Annotated in this window: 19 protein-coding genes and 1 pseudogene; 15 read left to right on the top strand and 5 right to left on the bottom strand. The window is 44.8% G+C overall.

Annotated features, from left to right (window positions below; genetic code table 11):
• Positions 1-2 precede the first annotated feature (2 nt).
• Positions 3-665, bottom strand: coding sequence for a transglutaminase-like cysteine peptidase (locus AAGA51_RS21200; protein WP_042479524.1), 663 nt, complete (start codon positions 663-665; stop codon positions 3-5).
• Between the two features lie 56 nt (positions 666-721).
• Positions 722-2113: an HlyD family type I secretion periplasmic adaptor subunit gene (locus AAGA51_RS21195; RefSeq protein WP_042479522.1), complete on the bottom strand. Its 1392-nt coding sequence runs from the start codon at positions 2111-2113 to the stop codon at positions 722-724.
• Positions 2114-2396: 283 nt separating this feature from the next.
• Here AAGA51_RS21195 and pdxH point away from each other — a divergent pair, with 283 nt between their 5' ends.
• Complete coding sequence (gene pdxH / locus AAGA51_RS21190) at positions 2397-3032, top strand: pyridoxamine 5'-phosphate oxidase (protein WP_042479520.1); 636 nt, start codon at positions 2397-2399, stop codon at positions 3030-3032.
• Positions 3033-3121: 89 nt separating this feature from the next.
• Here pdxH and AAGA51_RS21185 read toward each other — a convergent pair whose 3' ends face one another.
• Both AAGA51_RS21185 and AAGA51_RS21180 read right to left on the bottom strand, forming a co-directional pair.
• Entirely contained in the window at positions 3122-4945 is a 1824-nt protein-coding gene (locus tag AAGA51_RS21185; protein WP_042479519.1) for an SUMF1/EgtB/PvdO family nonheme iron enzyme, read from the bottom strand.
• A gap of 167 nt (positions 4946-5112) precedes the next feature.
• Positions 5113-6219: a PEGA domain-containing protein gene (locus AAGA51_RS21180; RefSeq protein WP_042479518.1), complete on the bottom strand. Its 1107-nt coding sequence runs from the start codon at positions 6217-6219 to the stop codon at positions 5113-5115.
• A gap of 451 nt (positions 6220-6670) precedes the next feature.
• On the opposite strand from AAGA51_RS21180, the gene AAGA51_RS21175 reads away from it, so the two are divergent.
• From AAGA51_RS21175 to AAGA51_RS21115, 13 genes and pseudogenes are all read left to right on the top strand, one after another.
• Positions 6671-7480 (top strand): AraC family transcriptional regulator, encoded by an 810-nt coding sequence (locus AAGA51_RS21175; RefSeq protein WP_167828586.1) that lies wholly within the window; start codon positions 6671-6673, stop codon positions 7478-7480.
• Between the two features lie 340 nt (positions 7481-7820).
• Positions 7821-10940 carry a bifunctional proline dehydrogenase/L-glutamate gamma-semialdehyde dehydrogenase PutA gene (gene putA, locus AAGA51_RS21170; protein WP_042479517.1) on the top strand — a complete coding sequence of 1040 codons (3120 nt, stop codon included), beginning with the start codon at positions 7821-7823 and terminating at the stop codon, positions 10938-10940.
• 24 nt (positions 10941-10964) lie between these two features.
• Positions 10965-11663 (top strand): 1-pyrroline-5-carboxylate dehydrogenase, encoded by a 699-nt coding sequence (locus AAGA51_RS21165; RefSeq protein ID WP_042479516.1) that lies wholly within the window; start codon positions 10965-10967, stop codon positions 11661-11663.
• 104 nt (positions 11664-11767) lie between these two features.
• Positions 11768-13257: pseudogene (gene putP, locus AAGA51_RS21160) on the top strand (sodium/proline symporter PutP).
• 207 nt (positions 13258-13464) lie between these two features.
• On the top strand, positions 13465-13698 hold the full coding sequence (locus AAGA51_RS21155; protein WP_042479514.1) for a hypothetical protein: 234 nt from the start codon (positions 13465-13467) through the stop codon (positions 13696-13698).
• A gap of 173 nt (positions 13699-13871) precedes the next feature.
• Entirely contained in the window at positions 13872-14348 is a 477-nt protein-coding gene (locus AAGA51_RS21150; protein WP_042479512.1) for an Lrp/AsnC family transcriptional regulator, read from the top strand.
• A 21-nt stretch (positions 14349-14369) separates the two neighbouring features.
• The gene (locus AAGA51_RS21145; RefSeq protein WP_042479511.1) at positions 14370-15812 is read left to right on the top strand and encodes a coniferyl aldehyde dehydrogenase; all 1443 of its coding nucleotides are present in this window, start codon (positions 14370-14372) and stop codon (positions 15810-15812) included.
• Positions 15813-16079: 267 nt separating this feature from the next.
• Entirely contained in the window at positions 16080-16958 is an 879-nt protein-coding gene (nifH, locus tag AAGA51_RS21140) for a nitrogenase iron protein (RefSeq protein ID WP_042479509.1), read from the top strand.
• 49 nt (positions 16959-17007) lie between these two features.
• On the top strand, positions 17008-18474 hold the full coding sequence (gene nifD, locus AAGA51_RS21135) for a nitrogenase molybdenum-iron protein alpha chain (protein WP_042479507.1): 1467 nt from the start codon (positions 17008-17010) through the stop codon (positions 18472-18474).
• A gap of 77 nt (positions 18475-18551) precedes the next feature.
• Positions 18552-20123 (top strand): nitrogenase molybdenum-iron protein subunit beta, encoded by a 1572-nt coding sequence (gene nifK / locus AAGA51_RS21130; RefSeq protein ID WP_042479506.1) that lies wholly within the window; start codon positions 18552-18554, stop codon positions 20121-20123.
• Positions 20124-20185: 62 nt separating this feature from the next.
• Positions 20186-20407 carry a putative nitrogen fixation protein NifT gene (gene nifT, locus AAGA51_RS21125; protein WP_042479504.1) on the top strand — a complete coding sequence of 74 codons (222 nt, stop codon included), beginning with the start codon at positions 20186-20188 and terminating at the stop codon, positions 20405-20407.
• 14 nt (positions 20408-20421) lie between these two features.
• On the top strand, positions 20422-21132 hold the full coding sequence (locus tag AAGA51_RS21120) for a NifB/NifX family molybdenum-iron cluster-binding protein (RefSeq protein WP_255209337.1): 711 nt from the start codon (positions 20422-20424) through the stop codon (positions 21130-21132).
• Positions 21125-21439, top strand: coding sequence for a hypothetical protein (locus tag AAGA51_RS21115; RefSeq protein WP_042479503.1), 315 nt, complete (start codon positions 21125-21127; stop codon positions 21437-21439). The genes AAGA51_RS21120 and AAGA51_RS21115 overlap by 8 nt, the downstream gene beginning before the upstream one ends.
• Before the next feature lie 132 nt (positions 21440-21571).
• On the opposite strand, the gene AAGA51_RS21110 is transcribed toward AAGA51_RS21115, so the two are convergent.
• Positions 21572-21811 (bottom strand): hypothetical protein, encoded by a 240-nt coding sequence (locus AAGA51_RS21110; protein ID WP_042479501.1) that lies wholly within the window; start codon positions 21809-21811, stop codon positions 21572-21574.
• Between the two features lie 246 nt (positions 21812-22057).
• On the opposite strand from AAGA51_RS21110, the gene nifE reads away from it, so the two are divergent.
• Entirely contained in the window at positions 22058-23485 is a 1428-nt protein-coding gene (nifE, locus tag AAGA51_RS21105; protein WP_042479500.1) for a nitrogenase iron-molybdenum cofactor biosynthesis protein NifE, read from the top strand.
• The last annotated feature ends 1 nt before the right edge of the window (position 23486 follow it).

Here is a 23486-nt window from a genome sequence, read left to right as displayed (position 1 = left end):
ACCTACTCATCGTAACTGATTAGTGGTTTATTCAGTTTAAGAGAGCGCTCGCGAGCGCGTAAATCATTCCAAAGGCTAAGACGTGAAGAGTCACCAGCAAGCTGGCCGTTCTTAGATTTCATTAGCCACAAGTTTTTACCGTTGAAACTGTATATAGGTAACAAGTCTCTACGAGTTGAAGCGGGTTTAATTTCGCCGTTGATGTTGTCCAAAATCAACGGTTCAGCATTCGGTGTTGAGTAGTAAGCAAGAACCATGTGGAACTGGTTAAGTTCGATGGCTTTAACGTACACGAGGCGCAGTTTGATATCCGATACGCCAAGTTCGAGCAGGGAGAAATACTTTGCAATCGTGAAGTCTTCACAGTCGCCTGCATTACTGCCGAGAAATTCCAACGGTGTTGCCCAGTAATCGTTTTTACCCCATAGCTGGATATCATTAACGAAATAAAGCTGGTTAAAAAAGCGGTTCACTTGAGTTAATTGTTCTTTTTCTGACAAACCTTTATAACGGGACATTTCTGAACGCCAAGTCGCCACGCGCTTACCCGCTCTTTGACCATAGGTCGCAGAGACAGCATCAATCCACTGTTGCTCCTGTTTGCTGAGAGCCAGTGATATGGATGATGTCATTAGGATAAGCGTTGCAGCTAGCCAGCGCTTCATAGCGTATCCCAATCACTATTGTTGAAATGGGTCAGTTCGTGCTTGAGCATTCGGTATTATTCCCGCAAGGCGTTTGTCTTTGCTCTAAGAATCGGTTCAAGTAGGTACTCCATCACTGTTCGTTTGCCGGTAATGATGTCAATCGATGCTGTCATTCCCGGAATAATGGGCAGATTTTCATCGTGACCAAACGACGTCTCAGTGGTACGCACTCGAACCAAATAGAAACTGTTGCCTTCTTCGTCTTGGGTGGTATCGGCGCTGATATGTTCTAGAGTGCCTTCTAAACCACCGTATTTAGTAAAATCGTAAGCGCTGAATTTCACAATTGCGTGTAAATCAGGGCGTAGGAACGCGATATCCTGAGGAGCTATCTGTGCTTCCACAAGCAGTGTGTCTTCTGTCGGTACTATCTCGACGATATCCATACCCGGCTGGATAACACCGCCCACGGTATTTACATTCAGTGTTTTCACAGTACCTGTAACCGGTGAAACAACCACAGTTCGGTTTACACGGTCTTCCAATCCCACCGCAGACTCTGTCATCGAAGAGAGCTTATCTTGAATTTGGTTAAGCTCTTGTTGCTGCTGAGAACGGAATTTCTGTGCGGTATCAATTCGGCTTAACATCGCTTCGCGAATGTTTGACCTCAATACCGGCACTTTTAGTTCGCTGGAAGTGAGTTCACGACGGGTGTCGTTCACCTGACGTTGCAGTTTCAGCAGCTCAATACGTGGCACCACGCCTTCATCGGCTAAAGGTTTTGTGATTTCCAATTCTTTATTAGCAAAATCATAGCTTTGTCGAAGGTTCTTGATTCGCGCTTGAATCTCTATCAGCTCTTGCTGCTTCTGCTTAACTTGCTGTGTCATTACAGAAATTTGGTTTCTCAAATTATCCAAATCTTGTTGATATTCTGCACGTTGACGAGCCACCAGCTCAGGCTGTGTATCCTTGAGCAGGGGAGGGAAGGCAAGCTTGTTGTAATCAATACGAACACTGTTCTCCCAATTGTTCTCAGAAAAGTCTTCGTCGATAGTGACACTGGAAAGTGTCGCGGAGAGCTGCAGCACGTTTGCTGTTAAGTTGGCTACCTGTTGTTCACGTTCGCGGAAATCTGAACGGAAGCGAGTGTCATCAATTAAGATCAGTTGTTGGCCTTTTTGAACTTGTTCGCCTTCGCGAACCAAAATCTGCTTTACCAAACCGCCTTCCAAGTTTTGGATGACTTGGACTTGAGAGGAAGGAACGACTTTTCCTTGGCCTCGAGTGACTTGATCTATTTCGGCCCAAGATGCCCATGCGGAAGCAGCGATAAAAAAAGCGATCATCACCCAAAGCATTACCCTCGCACTACTCGGAGTGTTTAGAAGCAGTGCGGCTGTTTGGTCGTCGACATACTCGAGTTCTGTCGCGGAGAGCTTATTATAACTACTCTTGCTCATGGTGTTCCTTGATATTGCGGTTCGTAACTAATCGCTTATTGATTTACCTATAAGAATAAATGTTAATTATGGAATGCGTATAGCTATTTCCATTTAATTTTTGAATTCATTCGTTTTTTCGATAGATTTGTTGAATTGTTAATGTGCTTATTTGGTCTGTGAGCTGTTTTTCTTAACTTTAGTTAAGTTCATAATTTCTCGCCGTTATTACTATCTGCGGGTGAATCGCTTGAGTTCTGTAACAGTTCAGAGGACAATCGGCAAAAAATTACAAGGAGTAGAAATGGATCTTTCAGATATTCGCCGTGAGTACATCCGAGGTGGTTTGAGACGTAAGGATTTGCTTGCCGATCCCATTGACCAGTTTAACTTATGGTTACAACAAGCGATTGATGCAAAATTAACTGACCCGACAGCGATGACGGTTGCGACCGTTGATCAAAATGGTCAGCCTTTTCAACGTATTGTTCTGCTGAAGAACTTAGATAAAAATGGTTTCGTTTTCTATACCAACTTGGGAAGCAGAAAAGCGCAGCATATTGAACATAACAACAAAGTCAGTATCCATTTCCCTTGGCATCCTTTAGAAAGACAAGTTCATATTACTGGTACGGCAGAAAAACTGAGTGCACTAGAAAATATGAAGTATTTCACTTCTCGTCCGAAAGACAGCCAAATTGCCGCTATCGCGAGCCATCAAAGTAGTCGTATTTCGGCTCGCGGTATTCTCGAAGGTAAATATTTAGAATTGAAACAGAAATTCGCTAATGGTGAGATTCCTGTTCCTAGTTTTTGGGGGGGATATCGTATTAGACCTGAGAGTATTGAATTTTGGCAGGGTGGGGAACATCGTTTACATGACCGTTTCTTATTCAGCAAAACAAACGACACGTGGACGGTTGACCGTTTAGCACCATAATTAGTTTGTTACTTTCGCTAAAAGAATTTGAGCAAAAGAAAAGGGGGAATATATTCCCCCTTTTGTCACATTTGTTGCTCGTATATTGCTTATTCCAGCTCACGTAGGATACGGAAACCCACATAGTTGGCTGCAGTGGAAGGTCCTATAAATAGCTGTTTGTCTGCTTTTGCCATCTCAGGTGAGAAGATCCAAGCACCACCTTTAGCCATGCCTCTTTCATCGTTGGTCCATTCCCACACGTTACCCACCATGTCGTAGAAGCCTAGACGGTTAGGTTCAAATGCTCTCACTGGAGACGTACTCTTATTGGACCACTGAGTACCACCCCAACCAGTATTCGCTTTACCTGACCCAAAGTTATCGCCCCACCAGTAGCCGTTTTGGCTACCTGAACGAGCGGCAATTTCCCACTCATCTTCACTTGGTAAACGGTATTTGAAACCCGTTTGTTGAGAAAGCCAACGTGTGTAGGCGACCGCATCATTTTTGCTGATACAGACGGCAGGTGATTGAGCCGATTGTTTGAAGCCTGGATTACGCCAATAACTTTCGGCTATAGGAGTCACTTCAGAATTGTCGACCGTAATACAGATGTTTTTAAGCTCTGCATCTGTTTGGTAGCTGGTTTGATTCACGAATGTCTCAAACTGACCGACAGTAATTGGTGTCGCACTCAATGCGAAAGCATGATCAAGGCGAATTTGTCTTGAAGCTTGATCACCCAGCAGATATTCACCTTTTATCATGGTGATCATCTCAGGGGCTTTTGCATTGCCCTTCAATGAATCTGCAAACTTATGACCCGGTTTCAAAACGTTTTCATATTCGTTCAGGACTGCACGTAGCGTCTGGTCTGCTGTAACTTCAATTTCACTGTTGAAAGAGCGATAGCCTTCTTTCTCAATGATGATGTGATGTTTACCAACGGGCATCAGCACTTCTACAGGCGTACTGCCATATTGAACGCCATCAACGATGACTCTGTCTGCATATTGATTTGAACGTACTGAAAGGCTTACCCAAGCTACTTCTTTTTGCTTCTCACCAGTCTGATTACCTTCACCCGGTGCAAAACAGTATTGGGAATCTAAGTTAAGAAGCTTACAAGGTGCATTTTCAGCAGGACGAGCATCAAGCTGGGCTGAAATCACGGTGCGGAATTTGCTGCCATCTGAGAAGCCAGATTCAACAACAGAGTGCTTTAGAACATGAATATTGAGAGAAACATCAGATAGGTATTGTTTGACGATAGCTGATTCGCTGGTCTCGTCCACAAGCCAGTTCTGGAACTGTTTAACCGCTTTTTGTAGCCCGAGTTCATTTGTCTGGCTGCTACATTGAGCTAATGTCATGTCCGCGTTACAGGTGTTGGTAAAGCTGACTTTTTGTTCGCCTGTGCGTTTTAGTTCTTCACGCAAACGTTCCACACGAGCGCGAAGTTTGTCTTGCTCTAAACCTGCTATGTTCTGCTCAATAACGCCTTGCGCAGATTTTTTCTGAGCCAGGGCTGTTTGCAGTTCTTGCAGCTTTTGTTCAGCTTCTAAGCGAGACTTTTGGTTCTGCTTCACTTCAGACCACGCATCTTGATACGCCTGTTGCGAAGGCATTATGTCAAGATCCGGTTCATCTATCATTTTGAGATAGTCGCGCTCCAAATTTGCTTTCGCTGTTTTTAGCTTCGCATCGAGTTTGACTGTCAGTTGATTAAGACGATCCAATTCTTGTTGTTGATTGTCGACAGCAGTCTGATCGGACTGGGTTGCCTTTTTTGCATCCTGCAACTCTGAATGTTTACTGAACAGCGCGTCATCAATGGCCATTACAGAGGAAGGCGTTCCTTCTGCCAACGTCGATGTCGCCATTAAGCAAGGTGAGAGTGCTATTAGAAGAGCGGATAAACCTTGTCGCATTGTTGTCTACTTCAGTTAAGTTTTAAAAAATGTTTTGGCTATTCTAAACGAAAACGCCATTTTGTCAGAAGTTATCTTTCAATAACTTGGTAACAAAATGGCGTTTTAACATAGCCTTATTTATCAGCTTTGTGAATCATCACAGAAAAATCACTGTATTCCGTCGCCTAGCCGTTTTTGTTTGGTCTTAGTTTTACCCAGATAGAATCGTTGCCATTCACAGTGATAACACGGTTGTAAGTTTCAAAACCGTCTTTAGACACAGTGACTTGATGACGACCCGCTGGTAGAACGATTTCTACAGGAGTACTACCATAGTTAATACCATTGATGGTCACAGAATCGTTATATTGGTCTGAACGAACAGTGACATTTGCCCACTGTTTATCGTTCTTTTTGTTTGCGCTCTCGTCAGCTGCGCCTTGTAGGCAGTAGCGAGTAGAAACATTCAGCAACTTACACGCTGCGACTGCTTCAGGTTTCGCTTGTAACTGAGCTTGCATTTGAGTGGTGTAATCGTTGTTGCCTTCAAAACCACTCTTGATGATTTGGCTTTCTTGAACGTGAATGTTGAGTTCAACACCGTTGGTGTTTTGCTTAACAAGCGTAGATTCAGTCACACCGTCCAGCAATTTAGCACGAAACGTTTTAACAGCTTTTTGCTTAGTCAGGTATTTGCCTTGGTTAGCACATTCGCCAAGCGTCATCGTTGTAGAACAGGCGGTTTTGTAGCTTGTTTCTAAAACACTGCTTTCACGAAGTTCAGCTTCAAGGCGCTTAACGCGCGCTTCAATACGGCTTTCTTCCAAGTTGGCAAATTCAGTTTTTAAGCGAGCTTGTTTCTGCTTAATCTGAGACAAACGCATTTCGCTTTCTGTCACAGCCTGTTCGTTGGCTAACTTTTCAGACTGATTCTGTTTTACCGCAGCCCAAGTTTCTTGGTATTTCTTTTGGAAGGTAATCAGGTCAGTTTCAGGATCATCCAATAGACGTGAGTATTGTTTATCTAGAGCTGATTTTGCTCTATTACGCTTCGCATCTAATTCATCTGCTTCACGTTGGAGGCGTTCTTCTTCATTTTTCAATTGTTGAAGTTTGGCACCTTCCGCTTCATAGTCTGAAGAAATCGTGTCAATTTCATTTTGTTTGATACTTATCTTCTCATCGATGCTCGCCACAGGATCAGCCTGTGTTACTTGTTCTGCGTTCACCGATGCAGCTACCCAAAGAGGGCTTAGCGCAAGCAATAGCGCTGGGATGCGATATTTGATCATAGGTCCCTGCAACAATTTAACATTTAACCACTGATAATAGTGGGAAAGACAATCTTTTGACAGCTTTTAAATAAGCCGACTCATAATGCAAACTCTGTAGCTTTTTTAGCTTCAAAGCACTAAAACTTACTGAAACCTGCTACTAGGTCTCTGATTTTGTAAATCTTATAAATGTGCATTTCCCATTTTGAGCAGATTCATAAAATATGCAAGCACCGATTTCCGATTCACAGCGCTGTTTTTCGATTGAATACACATTGACCGTAATTTATGTGCACTTGATCATTGTTCCGACTAGATGAATAACCCTCATTTCATCACCATAAATTATCGCATATGCTCATTGTTGATTATTGGTGATTGAAAAGTGTACAGCATTATCACTGAGGGGAAATTTGGTATAAAATTAGAGCCAATTTCAAAAAATGACATGGTCTTGAGTGAGCAAAGTATGACAACTTCTGCCTATACAGAGCAAAGAGCCAAAGTTTTGTCGCCTCGCCCGGCGCAGTTAATTACTTTGCCTGCATATATGGATTGCCATGATCACAACTACACGCAAATTGTAATTGGCCTAAAGGGGCAAGCGGAGTTTGAAGTGTGCGGCAGTGGCAATGTTGTCGGACCGGGGCAGGGTTGTGTTGTTACCTCCGGAACCGATCATGCTTTTGGCGGCATTGTCGGTCAGTCAGATATCTTGGTTTTGAACTTGCCTCTTCCTTCTGACGATGACCCTTTAGCCTTGCAAAAGATAAATGATCTTTCTCGCAGTGATGTGTACTTCCAACTCGATGGCCAAATTCAAAAACTGATTCAACTATTAGTGTTGGAAATGCAATCTTCTCCCGATGACTTACTTTTGAGTCGCGCTTGTAGCGATACAGTGACAGCTCTATTGCAGAGACACATATCCAGCTTTTCTACTCATAGAAAAGACTCGCGCTTCGACTTAGAAGCGGTCGATCGCTATATCGAACAGCATTTAAGTCGTCGAATTTCTGTCGCGCAGTTAGCGGGCAGCGTATTTCTTGGAGAAAGCCAATTTCATTGCCTGTTTAAAGAACAGCTTGGTATCACACCACACCAGTATGTGTTGGGTAAGCGTGTTGATATGGCGAAATCCCTCATAGAACAAGGTCGTTTAAATCTAGGTCAAATTGCAGAACTGACAGGGTTTTCAAACCAAAGTACCTTTACCCATACTTTCTCTCGTTTGCAGGGTATTTCACCTTCGCAATTCAAGAAAAGCTGTCGCAACTAAGCTTCCAAATTAAGAAATCACACCGCAATTTTGTTTTTTTCTACGTTCGCTAACATTTGTCCATAGCGATCTTCACTATTACTCGCCTTAATTAATGATAATTATTCTTCTTTAAAGCGTGATTTAGTCAATTAAAGGTTACTTATTTGCGTTATCTGGTAAAAAATTAGCATATTCTTTTGTTGTAAATGATGTGATTCTGTTTTCGCTTTGTTAATAAACCAAGTTTTTAGCAAAAAGCTCGGAGTTTTTGACAAGTAATCCTCGTGCGCTCAAAATACACTGCTGCCATTGTAGGAAGCCCGTATTGGATAAACGGGTATGAGATTGAGGAAAACGCGTGTTTACAGCAACTGATGTGTTGAAAGCCGAATTTGTAGAGCAACCGCTAAACAAATTGTGGTCGCAGATCTCTCCACTCTATATGGTGGATGAATCCCAATGGCTAAAGGAACTTTTACCCCTAGCAACGCCGACTGAAGATGAAAAGTCAGCGATAGCGGTTAAAACAACCGAACTGATTGAGACTATACGTAAAGACAAGCAGTCGATTCAAATGATTGATGCGCTTCTGCTTGAATACAGCTTAGATACTCAAGAAGGTATCTTGTTGATGTGTCTCGCTGAAGCTCTAATGCGTATTCCCGATACGGAAACTGCAGACGCCTTCATTAAAGATCGTCTCGGTGTTGCAGACTGGAAATCACACCTTAAGAATTCAGATTCTGTATTTGTTAACGCTTCAACTTGGGGCTTAATGTTTACAGGTAAAGTGATTGGTCTTTCTGACGCAGAGAGCACCAGCCCTATCCAAGCGGTTAACCGTTTAGTCAACAAGTTGACTGAGCCTGTGATTCGTAAAGCAATGCATCAAGCGATGAAGATCATGGGTCACCAGTTTGTTCTTGGTCGTAACATTGCTGAAGCGCAAAAAAATGGCCGTAAGATGCGCGACAAAGGTTTTACCTACTCCTTTGATATGTTAGGTGAAGCGGCGCTAACCACTGCTGATGCGAAAAAGTACTGCCAAGACTACTTAACAGCCATTGAAGCTGTAGGGCGCGACAAATATGGTTTAGACACCAGCCCAGCTCCGTCTATTTCTATCAAACTTTCTGCACTACACCCTCGTTACGAAGCGGCAAACCGCGATCGAGTAATGAGTGAGTTGTACCAAACGTTAATGCAATTGCTTGAGAAAGCAATTGAGCTTGATGTTGCTATCACGATTGATGCTGAAGAAGCAGACCGTTTAGAACTTTCTCTTGAACTGTTTGAAAAAGTTTACCGCAGTGAACTTGTAAAAGGTTGGGGCAAGTTTGGTCTAGTAATCCAAGCTTACTCAAAACGTGCTCTGCCAGTTCTGGCTTGGTTAACAGCGCTGGCAAAAGATCAGGGCGACCTGATTCCTGTTCGTCTTGTAAAAGGTGCGTACTGGGATAGTGAGATTAAGTGGTCTCAACAAGCGGGTTACACTGGCTACCCAGTATATACTCGTAAAGAATCTACCGATGTTTCTTATTTGGCGTGTGCGCGTTTCCTACTCAGTGAATCCGTTCGTGGCAATCTGTTCCCACAATTTGCTAGCCACAATGCGCAAACTGTCACTTCTATTGCTGTGATGGCAACACATAAAGATTTCGAATTCCAGCGTCTACATGGCATGGGGGACGCTCTTTATAACCATGTAATGAAAGCGTACAAGCAATCAGTGCGTATTTATGCTCCGGTAGGTAGCCATAAAGATCTGTTGCCTTATCTTGTGCGCCGTCTTCTAGAGAACGGTGCAAACAGCTCGTTTGTTCACCGTTTAGTTGATGCACGCTGCCCGATTTCATCTTTGATTCAGCATCCGGTCGATATGCTGCTTGAGTTTGATACGTTCAACAATGCTCAAATTCCACTGCCACCCGCTATTTTCTCTGAGCGCCGTAATTCTTATGGTGTGAACATAGATATCGAAAGCGAAGCTAAACCATTTGAAAAGCAAGTAGAGTCATTTGCTGGTCATCAGTGGAAGGCTGCGCCAATCATCAACGGACACTCTTTGATCGAAAGCATGATCAAGGAAGATGTAAAACCTGTAGTGGTCACAGCGCCATATGATCGTCGTATCGAAGTGGGTCAAGCGTACTTTGCTTCCCATGATCATGTTTCCGAAGCGATCGAATCTGCGCAAGCTGCATTTGCGAGCTGGAACCAAGAGCCTGCATCTGCTCGTAGCGAAAAGTTAGAGAAGCTTGCGGATCTATTGGAAGCGAATCTGGCTGAGTTAGTCGCAATCTGTCATCACGAAGCAGGTAAAACCATTCACGACAGCATTGATGAAGTTCGTGAAGCGGTTGATTTCTGTCGTTACTACGCCAAACAAGTGGATTGCTTAGGCGAGTTCACAGTGGATGGCTTTGATGGAGAGAAGCGTACGGTACAACGTGAAGGTCGTGGTGTATTCGTTTGTATCAGCCCTTGGAACTTCCCTCTGGCAATTTTCCTAGGTCAGATCTCTGCTGCACTAGTTGCTGGTAACACTGTGGTTGCAAAACCAGCAGAGCAAACCAGTTTAATCGCTGTTCGCGCGGTTGAATTGATGCTTGAAGCGGGATTCCCTGCTGGAGTTATTCAACTGCTTCCGGGTAAAGGTTCAGAAATTGGTAGTGCGCTTACTTCTCACCCAAGTATCGCGGGCGTGGCGTTTACAGGCTCTACCGCAACAGCGCAACGTATTAACCAAACACTGGCTGAGCGCGATGCCGATCCTGTTCCGTTTATCGCGGAAACCGGTGGTCAGAACGCAATGATCGTAGACAGTACAGCGCTACCTGAGCAAGTGGTTCGTGACGTTCTTCGTTCAGCGTTTGCTTCTGCGGGTCAACGCTGTTCAGCGCTACGTGTTCTTTTCGTTCAGCAAGATATTGCAGACCGCATTACCACGCTTATCCAAGGTGCAATGCAAGAGCTGTCGATTGGTCTTCCTTATTTGCATACTACTGATGTCGGCCCTGTGATTGATGCGAAAGCAAAACAAACACTGCTCGAGCATATAGACCACATGACGAAGACGCAGAAGAAAGTTGCTGAGCTTAGTCTGGGTGAAGATTGCCAACACGGTGATTTTGTTGCACCGACAGCGTTTGAGATTGCAGACATTTCATGTCTGACGGAAGAAAAATTTGGTCCGGTACTGCACATTGTTCGCTTCAAAGCGAGTGAACTGGCGGATGTTGTGAATCAAATTAACCAAACTGGATTTGGTCTGACTATGGGTATTCATAGCCGCAACGAAACGACCTATCGCTGGATTGAAAAACATGCACGTGTTGGTAACTGCTACATCAACCGCGACCAAGTTGGTGCTGTGGTTGGTGTTCAGCCGTTTGGTGGTCAAGGGCTATCGGGCACAGGTCCGAAAGCAGGTGGTCCACACTATTTATACCGTTTTTCTCAGGTTCAATACCGTTAATCGACTAAGCGAAGGAGACCAAACATGGTTCATCAAGTAACTCGTTTTTCTGACGCTTTTTCGGCTTGGGAAAACTGGAATTTAACAAGTTTTGATTCTAAGTGTGAGTGTTTACTTTCATTGAAATCAAATTTAGAGAGCACTTCTCCGCAACTTGCGAAAGTGATTTCTTACCATCTTCAACAGGCAGCAACATTGTTGGCGCATACGCACCAACTGGTTGGCCCTACCGGAGAAACTAACGAGCTGTATACGGCGGGTCGTGGTGTTGCACTGATCATTCAAGATGATGACAGTGCTGCTGCAAAAAAAGCCGTTATTGCTCAGTTAACAGCTGCATTAGTTGCGGGTAACAGCGTAGTTTATTGCAGTGATGATGCTGAATTGTTTTCAGCACTAAAGTCTGCTTTCGAGCAGTCAACTCTACCTGCTAACGTGTTGCAATTTGCGACGTTTGACGCGCATCACCAGTTGATGGAATCGGATGTTCGCGCTGTGGGCTATGTTGGTAAAACGTCGGTTGAGCGTCGTCTTAACCGCGAACTGGCAAAACGCACAGGTGCTATCGTTAGCTTAGTATCAGAAACGGATTTGGATGCCCTTCCTGTGGCACACGATCCACACTTATCACTGCGCTTTATTACCGAACGTACTCGTACAATTAATATTACGGCAGTGGGTGGCAATGCGACCTTGCTAGAGCTTGGAAGCGAATCTCACTAGGTCTGATGGCCTTAAAAGATCTTCAGACCTTAGATCTTTTATCTCTCCCCCTCTCTTTGAGGGAGGGGGCATGGAAGATATTTTATATTTAGAGGACTTACACAATGGAAAATAGCTTTGCTATTACGACCACCTTTATCGTCTACCTCATTCTGATGTTGGCGATTGGTGTTTACGCATATCAGCGAACGAAAAGTTCATCGGATTATTTCCTCGGTGGCCGATCTTTAGGTCCATGGCCTGCAGCGCTTTCTGCGGGTGCATCTGATATGAGCGGATGGTTGTTACTTGGTCTGCCTGGTTATGCCTACGCAGCGGGTTTTGAAGCTTTCTGGTTAGCGGGTGGCCTGTTGTAGGTACTTGGGCAAACTGGCTATTAGTTGCAAAACGTCTACGTACATACAGCGTAACGACAGATGCACTTACACTGCCTGAATTCTTATCGCGTCGCTTTAATGACAAATCTAAGCTAATTCAAACAATTTCAGCTTTCTTTATCCTTCTATTCTTCCTTTTCTATACCAGTTCAGGCCTAGTGGCTGGTGGTAAATTGTTTGAAACTGTATTTGGTATTGATTACACCATCGCGGTAGTTATCGGAACAATCTGTGTGGTTTCTTATACATTGTTTGGTGGCTTCTTAGCGGTATCTTGGACTGACTTAGTGCAAGGTCTTCTAATGGCAGCGGCGCTTCTTATCGTGCCTTTCGCCGCGCTTGACGGTGGTTTCGGTAAGCTGGATGCAGAGCTAACGGCAATTAACCCTGAACTTCTTACTCTTTGGAATGGTATTGACGGCAAACCACTGTCTGCTATCGCGATCATTTCTCTAGTTGCATGGGGTCTGGGTTACTTTGGTCAGCCTCATATTTTGGCTCGTTTCAAAGCTTCACGTTCAAACAAAGATCTAACCACTGCACGCCGTATCGCTGTTTTGTGGACAGGTCTGTCAATGTTTGGCGCGTTGTTAGTAGGCTTCGTTGGTTTGGTATATGTAACTAACCACGGCACTCTGCAACTTGAAGATGGCGAGAAAATCTTCATGCTATTAGTGAACGCGATGTTCCACCCGGTTATCGCTGGTATTCTTCTAGCGGCAATTCTTGCAGCAATCATGAGTACAGCGGACTCTCAGTTACTGGTTTCTTCTTCTGCTCTGGCTGAAGACTTCTACAAACAAGTCTTCAAGACTGACGCAAGCTCAGAAGAGATTGTGCGAGTAGGTCGCCTAGCGGTAATCATCCTATCTGTTATTGCACTTATCTTGGCAATGACTCCAGATAGCTCTGTATTAGGTCTAGTTTCTTATGCTTGGGCTGGTTTCGGCGCGGCATTTGGTCCTGCGCTAGTACTGAGTCTGTACTGGTCTCGCATGAACCGTAATGGTGCTCTGGCTGGTATCATCGTTGGTGGTGCCACTATCGTAGTGTGGAAACAGCTGTCTGGCGGTTGGTATGACGTGTACGAAATCGTACCGGGAATCATCCTATCTACAATCGCGATTGTGGCAGTGAGTCTACTGACAGGTGAACCTGAACAAGCTGTGAAATCTCAGCATCAAACATACAAGAAGCAATTGATTGACCTAGACTAGGTTAAAAGTTCACTGTTTCTCTGAAAACCCCACGCTGTGGGGTTTTTTTGTCTATGTTAAAACCGTTTGCTAGCAGAATTTACTTAGAGTGTATGTAGGATGTTTTAGATCCTTATCACACATTTAAATGAAATGTTTGAGTGTTTGCTCGAAAGTGATTAAATAAACGTCGAGTTTTCATTTTAGCCAATTAGAGAGGATCCCGTTATGCCAGAAGCGTTTTGTAACTGTTGCCGTAAAACCACACAGCATAAAGTTGTTATGAGACGTTGTTCTACGGAATCGGAATCTGGTTGGCAAGCTGTACATGCTTTTCTTTCAAAGCTTTTTAACGGCGAACATTACTACCCGATGGAACAACAAATGTTCTGTCGTGAATGCAATCATAAGCTGGTAGTGACAAGTAACAAATACTCAGGTTCTAATACCGTTAAGGTGTAGCCTTCTATCGCAGACTACAAATGAAACTAAGAATTTTCTTCTCAATAAAGGGCATCATCTGATGCCCTTTGTTTTTGATTGTGACTATGCTCACAACACATAATGATGAGGTTCATCCTGCCTTTATTAGTCAGTATTGTATGGCGCAATGACTCTTGAAAAAGTATTGAGCTATGAATCTAGACCGTGTGGATCAACAAATCCTGCGCATATTACATACTAAAGGCAGACTGCCAGTGGTTGAACTGGCGAAGTTAGTGAACCTTACTACATCGCCTTGTTCTGACCGAGTTAAGCGACTAGAAAAAGAAGGCTACATCAAAGGCTACCACGCTGAGTTAAATCCAGAAAAGTTAGGCTTGGATGTACAGGTATTTATTCATATTCGTTTAGACCAAACCTGCTTTTCTATTTTTGAACGCTTTGCTCGCGCAGTGGAAGATATCCCTGAAATTGAATCTTGCTATTCTTTGTCGGGGGACTTCGATACCATGATTAAAGTTCGCGTCAAAGACATGAAAGCTTACCAAGCGTTTATGTCCGGACGATTAGGTACACTGCCGGGCGTGATTCAGACAAGAAGTGAGTTTGTGATTGAAGAACACAAGACAAGCTTTGGCATTAACCCAGAACTTCTTTCCACGTTATAACGTTGTCTGGTAGGAGATAATATGAATCGAGTATCCGCTGTAGAAGCTCAGTGGCAAAAATTACAAGTGACTGAGCTAGAAGTACTGCATGCGCAATACAGCCGTCTTCGCCTTCAATACGCTAATGACCCGTCACCCAGTTTCGATCAGAGACTGCAACGCCTTTCAGCGTTGAAAGCTGCACTGTTAAAAGAGAAAAAAGCGCTCGTGGAAGCGCTCAGTGAAGACTTCGGTTTCCGTCCGCATTTTGACAGCACCTTCTGTGATGTACTGCCTGTTATCAACCAGATTAAGTACACCCAAAAGAATCTTAAAAAGTGGATGAAACCATCGCGCCGTCATGCGGGGTTATTGGTTTTGCCTTCGAAAGTGCAAGTGCACTACCAGCCGTTAGGTGTAGTCGGAATCGTGGTGCCTTGGAACTTCCCAGCAATGCTGAGCTTGTCTCCGCTTGTTACTGCTATAGCGGCGGGTAACCAAGCGATGATTAAGTTCAGTGAATACACTCCTGCAACCAACAAGGTGCTGACGAGAGTCATCAGTTCTTTAGGTGATATTGCGGTGTGTGTGGAAGGGGATTTAACCATAGCAACAGCATTCAGCTCTTTGCCTTTCGATCATCTGCTTTTCACTGGCTCAACTCCGGTGGGCAAAATCGTCGCGCAATCTGCGGCAAAAAATTTAACGCCTGTCACTCTGGAACTGGGTGGTAAATCGCCGACAATTATCGCACCGGATGCAGACTTGGTCCGTAGCATTGACAACATCATGCAAGGCAAAGCGATTAACTCTGGGCAGATATGTATTGCACCAGATTACGTGATGTTGCCCGCCGACAAGGTTGAGCAGTTTGTTGAGTTGTATTTGAAGCGTTTTGCTAAACGTTTTATCAACAAACACGGTGTATTGGATTGTGCGGGTATCATCAATCAAGCGCAGTTAGAACGTCTGCAAAGCTATCTTGAAGATGCCAAACAGAAAGGCGCGCAGATTTACACTGTAAAGCAGTCGGTTGAACTGAAAGCAACGCAGATGGCGCCAAGTCTAGTCACGAATGTCACTGACGATATGTGGCTAATGCAAAATGAAATCTTCGGCCCAATTTTGCCTGTGATTGGTTATAAAACCATTGAAGAGGCAATTGAGAGAGTGAACTCCCACGCTCGTCCGTTAGCGCTCTATCTCATGACTGATGATAACGATATTGCTGAATATGTTCTCAAGCACACGCACAGTGGCGGAGTGTGTATTAATGATACTTTGATGCATGTTGCTGCTGATTCTGCGCCATTTGGTGGTATCGGAGATTCAGGTATGGGGCATTATCATGGGATTGAAGGCTTCAAGACCTTTACCCATGCTAAAACGGTGGTGCGTTCGTGGAGTAAGTTACCACGCAGTTCATGGTTATTGAACCATCGTAAATCGATTCTGTATCTGCTTAATCGTTTCTTAATTCGCTAGTTCTACGCTCTAGTTCTAACTACCTCATTTATAAAGGCGCTTATGCGCCTTTTTCATTTCTATCGACTCTCGATAGCAAGTTCGCTAACCAATCATTCTCACCGTTAACCCCTCCTACAATCAGCCGACAAAGGCTTGTTGCAAAGCAGACAATGTTTGATTGTTTCTTCTAACACTAATTGCTAATCGATTGAAAAATCGTTGATTTTCTGATGGTACAGATCTCGCAATAACGACCGTGAGTCTAATTTAACAAGGAGATAGACCATGGCAATTCGTCAATGTGCAATTTACGGAAAAGGCGGCATCGGCAAGTCCACTACCACTCAGAACTTAGTGGCAGCGTTGGCTGAAGCGGGTAAGAAAGTAATGATTATCGGTTGTGACCCGAAAGCGGACTCAACTCGTCTCATCCTGCACTCAAAAGCACAAAACACCATCATGGAAATGGCAGCGGAAGCCGGTACGGTTGAAGACATCGAACTAGAAGATGTATTGAAAGTCGGTTATGGCGATGTTCGCTGTGTGGAATCAGGCGGCCCTGAGCCAGGCGTAGGTTGTGCTGGTCGCGGTGTTATCACAGCAATCAACTTCCTCGAAGAAGAAGGCGCGTATGAAGATGACTTAGATTTCGTTTTCTACGACGTATTGGGTGACGTTGTGTGTGGTGGTTTCGCGATGCCAATTCGTGAAAACAAAGCGCAAGAAATCTACATCGTATGTTCTGGCGAGATGATGGCAATGTACGCTGCAAACAACATCTCTAAAGGTATCTGCAAATATGCAGCGACAGGTAGTGTACGTCTAGCAGGGCTGATTTGTAACTCTCGTAACACAGACCGTGAAGATGAACTCATCATGGCGCTGGCTGACAAAATCGGTACGCAGATGATTCACTTTGTTCCTCGTGACAACATCGTACAACGTGCAGAAATCCGTCGTATGACGGTTATCGAATATGACCCAACGTGTAAACAAGCGGACGAGTATCGTGCTCTAGCAAGCAAGATCATCAACAACCAAATGTTTGTGATTCCAACGCCAGTCACCATGGATGAGCTGGAAGAATTGTTGATGGAATTCGGCATTCTTGAAGAAGAAGACGAAACCATCATAGGTAAAACAGCGGCAGAGCTAACAGCGTAAGTTAAGCACTGATTCTTCTTATTTGGTTAAAGACAATGAGGATTCACTTATGTCTATGAACAAAGAACAAAAACAGGCGCTGATAGATGAAGTTTTGGATGTCTATCCTGAGAAAGCGCGTGAAGATCGCAAGAAGCATATTGCGATCAGTGATAGCTCTGCTGAAGGCACTTGTATCACGTCAAACCGCAAAACACTGCCAGGTGTGATGACGGTTCGTGGTTGTGCGTATGCAGGTTCAAAAGGGGTAGTGTGGGGACCTGTGAAAGATATGATTCACATTTCTCACGGTCCTATCGGCTGTGGTCAGTACTCTCGTGCGGGTCGTCGTAACTACTACTCAGGTACAACGGGTGTTGACTCTTTTGGTACGTTGAACTTTACCACTGACTTCCAAGAGCGTGACATCGTATTCGGTGGCGACAAAAAACTCTCTGCCGCTATTGATGAGATTGAGTCATTGTTCCCGCTATCGAAAGGCATCTCGATTCAATCAGAGTGTCCGGTGGGTCTGATTGGTGATGACATTGAAGCGGTAGCGAAAACAAAGAGTGCTGAAACGGGCAAAACCATTGTGCCTGTACGTTGTGAAGGTTTCCGCGGCGTATCTCAATCGTTGGGTCACCACATCGCGAACGATACTATTCGTGACTATGTGTTGGATGCCGCTCAAGAGAGCACTATTGAATCAACACCTTACGATGTGGCCATCATCGGTGACTACAACATCGGTGGCGATGCTTGGTCTTCTCGCATCATCCTCGAAGATATGGGTTTGCGCGTTGTTGCTCAATGGTCAGGTGATGGCACATTACCTGAGATGAAAAACACACCAAAAGTAGCGTTAAACCTTGTTCACTGTTACCGCTCAATGAACTACATCGTGCGTTACATGGAAGAGAAAAACGGCATTCCTTGGGTGGAGTACAACCTATTCGGTCCAACCAAGATCGAAGAGTCTATGCGTAAAATTGCCGCATTCTTTGACGACAAAATTAAGCAGCAGACTGAAGAAGTGATTGCGAAATACCGTCAGCAATGGCAAGCGGTGATTGATAAATATCGCCCACGCCTAGAAGGCAAGACTGTGATGCTTTATGTCGGTGGTCTGCGTCCTCGTCACATCATTGGTGCGTACGAAGATTTGGGTATGGAAATCGTGGGTGCGGGTTATGAGTTTGCTCATAACGATGACTACGTGAAAACCACGCCAGATGTCAAAGATTCAACCTTGCTATTCGATGATGCCAGTGCCTATGAGTTGGAAGAGTTCGTTAAACGCTTGAACCCAGATTTGATTGGTTCTGGTGTGAAAGAGAAATATGTCTTCCAGAAAATGGGTTACCCATTCCGCCAAATGCACAGCTGGGATTATTCCGGTCCTTATCATGGTGTCGATGGTTTCGCTATCTTCGCACGCGACATGGATTTAACGCTGAACAACCCATGCTGGAAGAGCATGAAAGCACCTTGGTTGGAAGAAGCATCAGACGAAGCGTTAGCTAAATCTGCTTAAAGTGAGTTGGAAAGGATTTCCAATTAATGTAACCCGAGCCGGCGTTCACAGATTAGTGGCACGGTAGGAGAATACTCATGACTCAAAAAGTTGAAGACATTAAAACTGGTTATGCGCTATTTCAGCAACCAGAGTATCAAGAGTTGATGGCCAACAAGCGCGCAACTTTTGAAAATGCCGTTGATGCTAAGAAGGTTCGCGAAACCTTTGAATGGACAACAACGAAAGAATACCAAGAGATTAACTTTGCCCGTAAGCACATTACGATTGACCCAGCGAAAGCGTGTCAGCCACTCGGTAGCGTTTTGTGTTCTCTCGGTTTCGAAAAAACACTCCCTTACGTGCACGGTTCACAAGGTTGTGTGGCTTACTTCCGTTCTTATTTCAACCGCCACTTTAAAGAACCTGTTGCATGTGTTTCTGACTCAATGACAGAAGACGCAGCGGTGTTTGGTGGTCAGGAGAACATGTTTGACGGACTTAAAAATGCCTACGCCTTGTACAAACCTGAAATGATAGCAGTCTCTACCACCTGTATGGCGGAAGTTATCGGTGACGACTTAAACGCCTTCATCAATAACGCCAAACACAATGAACATATTCCAGCGGATTTACCGGTTCCATTTGCGCACACACCTTCGTTTGTGGGTAGCCATGTGACTGGATGGGATAACATGTTCGAAGGCATTCTGCGCTATTTCACCATTAATGGAATGGAAGGCAAAGTGGCTGGAAGCAATGGCAAAATTAACATTGTTCCGGGGTTCGAAACCTATCTTGGTAACTACCGCGTCATTCGTCGTATGTTGGACGAAATGAAGGTGGAATACTCTTTCCTTTGTGACCCATCAGAAGTATTGGATACCCCAGCAGACGGTGAATACCGTATGTATTCAGGCGGTACGCCAATCGAAGAAGTTAAAGATGCACCGAATTCCAAAGCCACTTTCTTACTTCAACCTGATCAACTTGTGAAAACCAAGAAATTCATTGAAGGTACTTGGAAACAAGACGTGCCAGCACTGAATATCCCTATGGGATTGGAGTGGACAGATAATTTCATCATGAAAGTATCAGAAGTGACAGGTAAGCCTATTCCTGAGTCAATCACCAAAGAGCGTGGTCGTCTTGTGGATATGATGACTGACTCTCACACTTGGCTGCACGGCGTGACAGTTTCACTGTACGGTGATCCTGACTACCTATTGGGTATGTGTAAGTTCCTAACCGAGCTTGGTTGCGAAATTAAGCATGTGCTTTGTAACAACGGCGCGAAGCGTTGGCGCAAACAAATGGAAGCTCAGCTTGCTGAAACGGCATATGGCCAAAACGCAGAAGTGTTCATGGGTAAAGACTTATGGCACTTACGTTCCCTGATGTTTACTGACAAACCGGATCTATTGATTGGTAACTCATACGGTAAGTTCATCGAACGTGATACCAAAGCGAAAGGTCCTGAGTTTGAAGTACCTCTAGTTCGTATCGGTTTCCCAATTTTCGACCGCCATCATCTTCATCGCCAGTCTACTCTCGGCTACGAAGGTGCAATGACCATCTTAACCACTTTGGTGAATGAGGTTCTGGCGAAGCTGGATCGTGAAACAAGCGACTTAGGCAAAACTGACCTTGGTTTTGACTTGGTTCGCTAGTGACAATGGCCGACGGAATGTTCTGTCGGCCTTTCTTTATCAGCCTAACAGAGGGAAAGGTTATGGCGAATGTAATGATTCAGTACAACGAAAATGGTGTGCTTTCACTTTACTTACCAAAGAAAGACTTAGAAGAAGTGATCACTTACTTTGAGTTTGATAGCGACAGCAAATGGGGTGGCGAAGTGCGTTTAGCCAACGGGGCGATCTATCACATTGACCCAATGGCAACAAAACCTAAGTTGCCTATCACGGTAAAAGCCAGACGACTACAAGCAGCGTGATTTAGGAGGACGATATGATGATGGACAATACCATTTCCGACCAAGCGGCGATACGCATTGCTTTAGCGTCTAAGTCGTTGCCCAATATCGAACTGCGCTCACTATTGGGGCTGTTGATTCAGCACCTTGGTGAGCCTCTGACTGAAACCAAGTTAGTCGGTTTGTCTCCGAAGGCTTTTCGTTTAATGGTTGGTTCATTAGGTTCAGGAGCAACTCGCAAAGACGTTTCCAACGCTTTGCATGTGCTTTGTAATCCAGAAATCAGTGATGTTTCTGCGCCAGAAGTCGCTTTGCAAACACCTATCTCTGGACCAAAACTGCGCGTGGCGTTGACATCGAACCAAGGTGAGATGGTTAATGGGCACTACGGTTCGTGCTTGCGCGTTTTAATATATGAAGTCAATGCGACCCAGCATCAACTGGTTGAGGTGCGTGAAATGCCAACCGAGAAGAAAGGTGAAGAGCGAGCCATTGCAATGCTGGATAGAATCCGCGATTGCCATATGCTGTTTACCCTTTCGATTGGCGGACCTGCCGCTGCTCGTGTTACGCGCGCTAATATCCATCCCATCAAGAAAACTGCGCCTATAGAGGCTTCTGTAGTGCTAAAGGATCTCTCGCAAGTGATCGCAACCAATCCACCACCTTGGGTGAAACGAATCCTTGATTTCAAAAAGGATGTCGTTGAGTGTGGAGAATTGGAGCCGGAGGAGAGCTATGAGTGATGTAGTTATAGAGGCATCTGCATCAATGCAGCTTGCGCATCTTTCTCCCGTAGTATTGTCGGACATCGTTGCCAAACTTGAGGCACAGTCCGACATCAATCAGCAAACGTTGCATAGCTTGAAATTAAGCTATCCTGAACTGCGTTTTACTCTTTGTTTTGAGCAGGAGATGGGAACTCGTGAAGCGTATCTTGAAGCGAATCACTTTGATCTACATTTAGTCTCGCACAGCTTGTCGGGCTGCAGTTCATTGACCTTTGATTTAGCCGCATGCAGTGGTCTTGTGATTGCACTTCACGATGAGTGAAGTGTGGGATCGTTTCATCACAACCTCCTTGTCCGCTTCACCTTGTTTTCTTCAAGCGTGTGTTCGAGGAGGTGACGTTTTGATTGAACGATTGGAAATTTTGCCAAGCATAGATGTTAGCAATAGAGCCCGTCAGTAGAGCAGCCAGTCAGTCGCATAAATCACTACGATCACTAGAGTGACGAGAAAGGCTAGTATCATCGCCATCTTTTTCATGTAGCCTGATCTATCAAATACAACGCCTTCTTCTTCTCTCACTCTTGCTTCTTCATCAAAGTGCCACTTAATCGCTAAGTAACCGCCAATGCCTAATACAATTATCTTCAACGCTCCAGCAAAGTACGGAAAGACGTTAGCCCAACTGCCGCTCATCCTCTATCTCCATCAAGTTAAAAATCGAATTTACGGTAGCATAGCCAAAGGTGCATGTTTATTTCTTTTTTGTCGCACCTTCTATTTCACTTTGTTCGTTTTACGACAATTGTTCATTTCATCTCCTAAATAAACTCAATTTATCAATAAGTTATTTTTGGCTTTCTAATTGCAATTCCACTGATTAATACGACATTCAGGGATTGAATGTAACAACATCGTCAGATGTAGCCAGTTGGAGGCACCATGAAGCAGTCCGAAATAAAACTCTTACAAGATGAACCTGCTTGCGAACATAACTCAGGCAGCAAAAGTGGCTGTAGTCGACCCAAACCGGGTGCCACGGCTGGTGGTTGTACTTTCGACGGTGCGCAAATCAGTTTGTTGCCGATTGCCGATGTTGGACATATTGTCCACGGTCCGATTGGCTGTGCTGGTAACAGTTGGAACAATCGAGGAACACGGGCAACAGGTACAAATCTGTTTCGCTATGGTTTCACCACGGATCTGAACGAGCAGGACGTGATTATGGGGCGCGCGGAGAAGCGACTGCTTCATGCGATTAAACAGTTGATAGAAAAACACGCTCCGCCCGCCGTGTTTGTCTACATGACCTGTGTTCCTGCTCTCGAGGGCAATGACATTGAAGCGATATGCCAGTTGGCGAAAGATCGCTGGAACATACCTGTCATTCCTGTTGATGCCGCTGGTTTCTATGGCAATAAAAATCTTGGCAACCGTATTGCGGGTAATGTGATGTTTGAGCGCGTCATCGGCAGTGCAGAGCCACCAGCGAAACCTTTGATGAAGCATGACGCGACACGTCACGTGCACGACATTGTATTGATTGGTGAATACAACATCGCCGGTGAGTTTTGGCATGTTTCTCCGTTGTTTGAACTGCTGGGTTTGAGAGTGTTGTGTTGCTTGGCGGGTGACACTCAATTTCATCAAATTCAAACCATGCATCGCGCCGATGCGGCGATGGTGGTTTGCGCCCGAGCACAAGTCAACGTTGCCCGTAAACTAGAAGAAAAGTGGCATATTCCCTGGTTTGAAGGCAGCTTTTACGGCATTGAAGATACATCGGCAGCGCTGCGTTCATTCGCTCGTTTAATCAAAGATGAGCGTTTAATCGAAGAGACGGAGGCTTTAATTTTCCGAGAAGAAGCCCAAACTCGAGAAGCATTAAAGCCTTATGTTGAGTGCCTTAACGGTAAAAAAGCACTGCTTTATACCGGTGGGGTGAAATCCTGGTCGGTCGTTAGTGCGCTAAAAGAGCTTGGCGTGGAATGTGTTGCAACAGGCACGCGTAAATCCACTCAGTCAGATAAGAAACGCATTATGGATATCATGGGCGAAGAGGCGCTAATGCTTGATGAAGGTGGAGCATCACTGCTTCTCGATACCTATCATCGTTACAACGCTGACATCATGATTGCGGGTGGCCGCAACATGTACACCGCGTTAAAAGCGCGCCTGCCATTTCTCGACATCAACCAAGAGCGTGAACATGCCTATGCTGGGTATAAAGGCATGATCACCCTTGCGCAGGAACTGTGTCGCACTTTAGAAGCGCCGATTTGGGCAAAAGTTCGCAGCGATGCGCCTTGGTCGCTGCAAACATCATCGGATAGCTTGTCCTCAACCAATGCTGTTGTGAATGCCAAGTAAG

The sequence above is a fragment of the Vibrio diazotrophicus genome, from assembly GCF_038452265.1.
In the GTDB taxonomy this organism is placed as follows: domain Bacteria; phylum Pseudomonadota; class Gammaproteobacteria; order Enterobacterales; family Vibrionaceae; genus Vibrio; species Vibrio diazotrophicus.
This window is presented reverse-complemented; position numbering and strand designations above follow the sequence as displayed.

Coding starts and splice junctions, on each gene's coding strand:
- pdxH (WP_042479520.1), top strand. CDS start 2,397: ATGGATCTTTCAGATATTCGCCGTGAGTACATCCGAGGTGGTTTGAGA.
- AAGA51_RS21155 (WP_042479514.1), top strand. CDS start 13,465: ATGCCAGAAGCGTTTTGTAACTGTTGCCGTAAAACCACACAGCATAAA.
- nifE (WP_042479500.1), top strand. CDS start 22,058: ATGAAGCAGTCCGAAATAAAACTCTTACAAGATGAACCTGCTTGCGAA.
- AAGA51_RS21180 (WP_042479518.1), bottom strand. CDS start 6,219: ATGATCAAATATCGCATCCCAGCGCTATTGCTTGCGCTAAGCCCTCTT.
- AAGA51_RS21175 (WP_167828586.1), top strand. CDS start 6,671: ATGACAACTTCTGCCTATACAGAGCAAAGAGCCAAAGTTTTGTCGCCT.
- AAGA51_RS21185 (WP_042479519.1), bottom strand. CDS start 4,945: ATGCGACAAGGTTTATCCGCTCTTCTAATAGCACTCTCACCTTGCTTA.
- AAGA51_RS21145 (WP_042479511.1), top strand. CDS start 14,370: ATGAATCGAGTATCCGCTGTAGAAGCTCAGTGGCAAAAATTACAAGTG.
- AAGA51_RS21110 (WP_042479501.1), bottom strand. CDS start 21,811: ATGAGCGGCAGTTGGGCTAACGTCTTTCCGTACTTTGCTGGAGCGTTG.
- nifT (WP_042479504.1), top strand. CDS start 20,186: ATGGCGAATGTAATGATTCAGTACAACGAAAATGGTGTGCTTTCACTT.
- nifD (WP_042479507.1), top strand. CDS start 17,008: ATGTCTATGAACAAAGAACAAAAACAGGCGCTGATAGATGAAGTTTTG.
- AAGA51_RS21115 (WP_042479503.1), top strand. CDS start 21,125: ATGAGTGATGTAGTTATAGAGGCATCTGCATCAATGCAGCTTGCGCAT.
- AAGA51_RS21200 (WP_042479524.1), bottom strand. CDS start 665: ATGAAGCGCTGGCTAGCTGCAACGCTTATCCTAATGACATCATCCATA.
- nifK (WP_042479506.1), top strand. CDS start 18,552: ATGACTCAAAAAGTTGAAGACATTAAAACTGGTTATGCGCTATTTCAG.
- nifH (WP_042479509.1), top strand. CDS start 16,080: ATGGCAATTCGTCAATGTGCAATTTACGGAAAAGGCGGCATCGGCAAG.
- AAGA51_RS21165 (WP_042479516.1), top strand. CDS start 10,965: ATGGTTCATCAAGTAACTCGTTTTTCTGACGCTTTTTCGGCTTGGGAA.
- AAGA51_RS21150 (WP_042479512.1), top strand. CDS start 13,872: ATGAATCTAGACCGTGTGGATCAACAAATCCTGCGCATATTACATACT.
- AAGA51_RS21195 (WP_042479522.1), bottom strand. CDS start 2,113: ATGAGCAAGAGTAGTTATAATAAGCTCTCCGCGACAGAACTCGAGTAT.
- AAGA51_RS21120 (WP_255209337.1), top strand. CDS start 20,422: ATGATGATGGACAATACCATTTCCGACCAAGCGGCGATACGCATTGCT.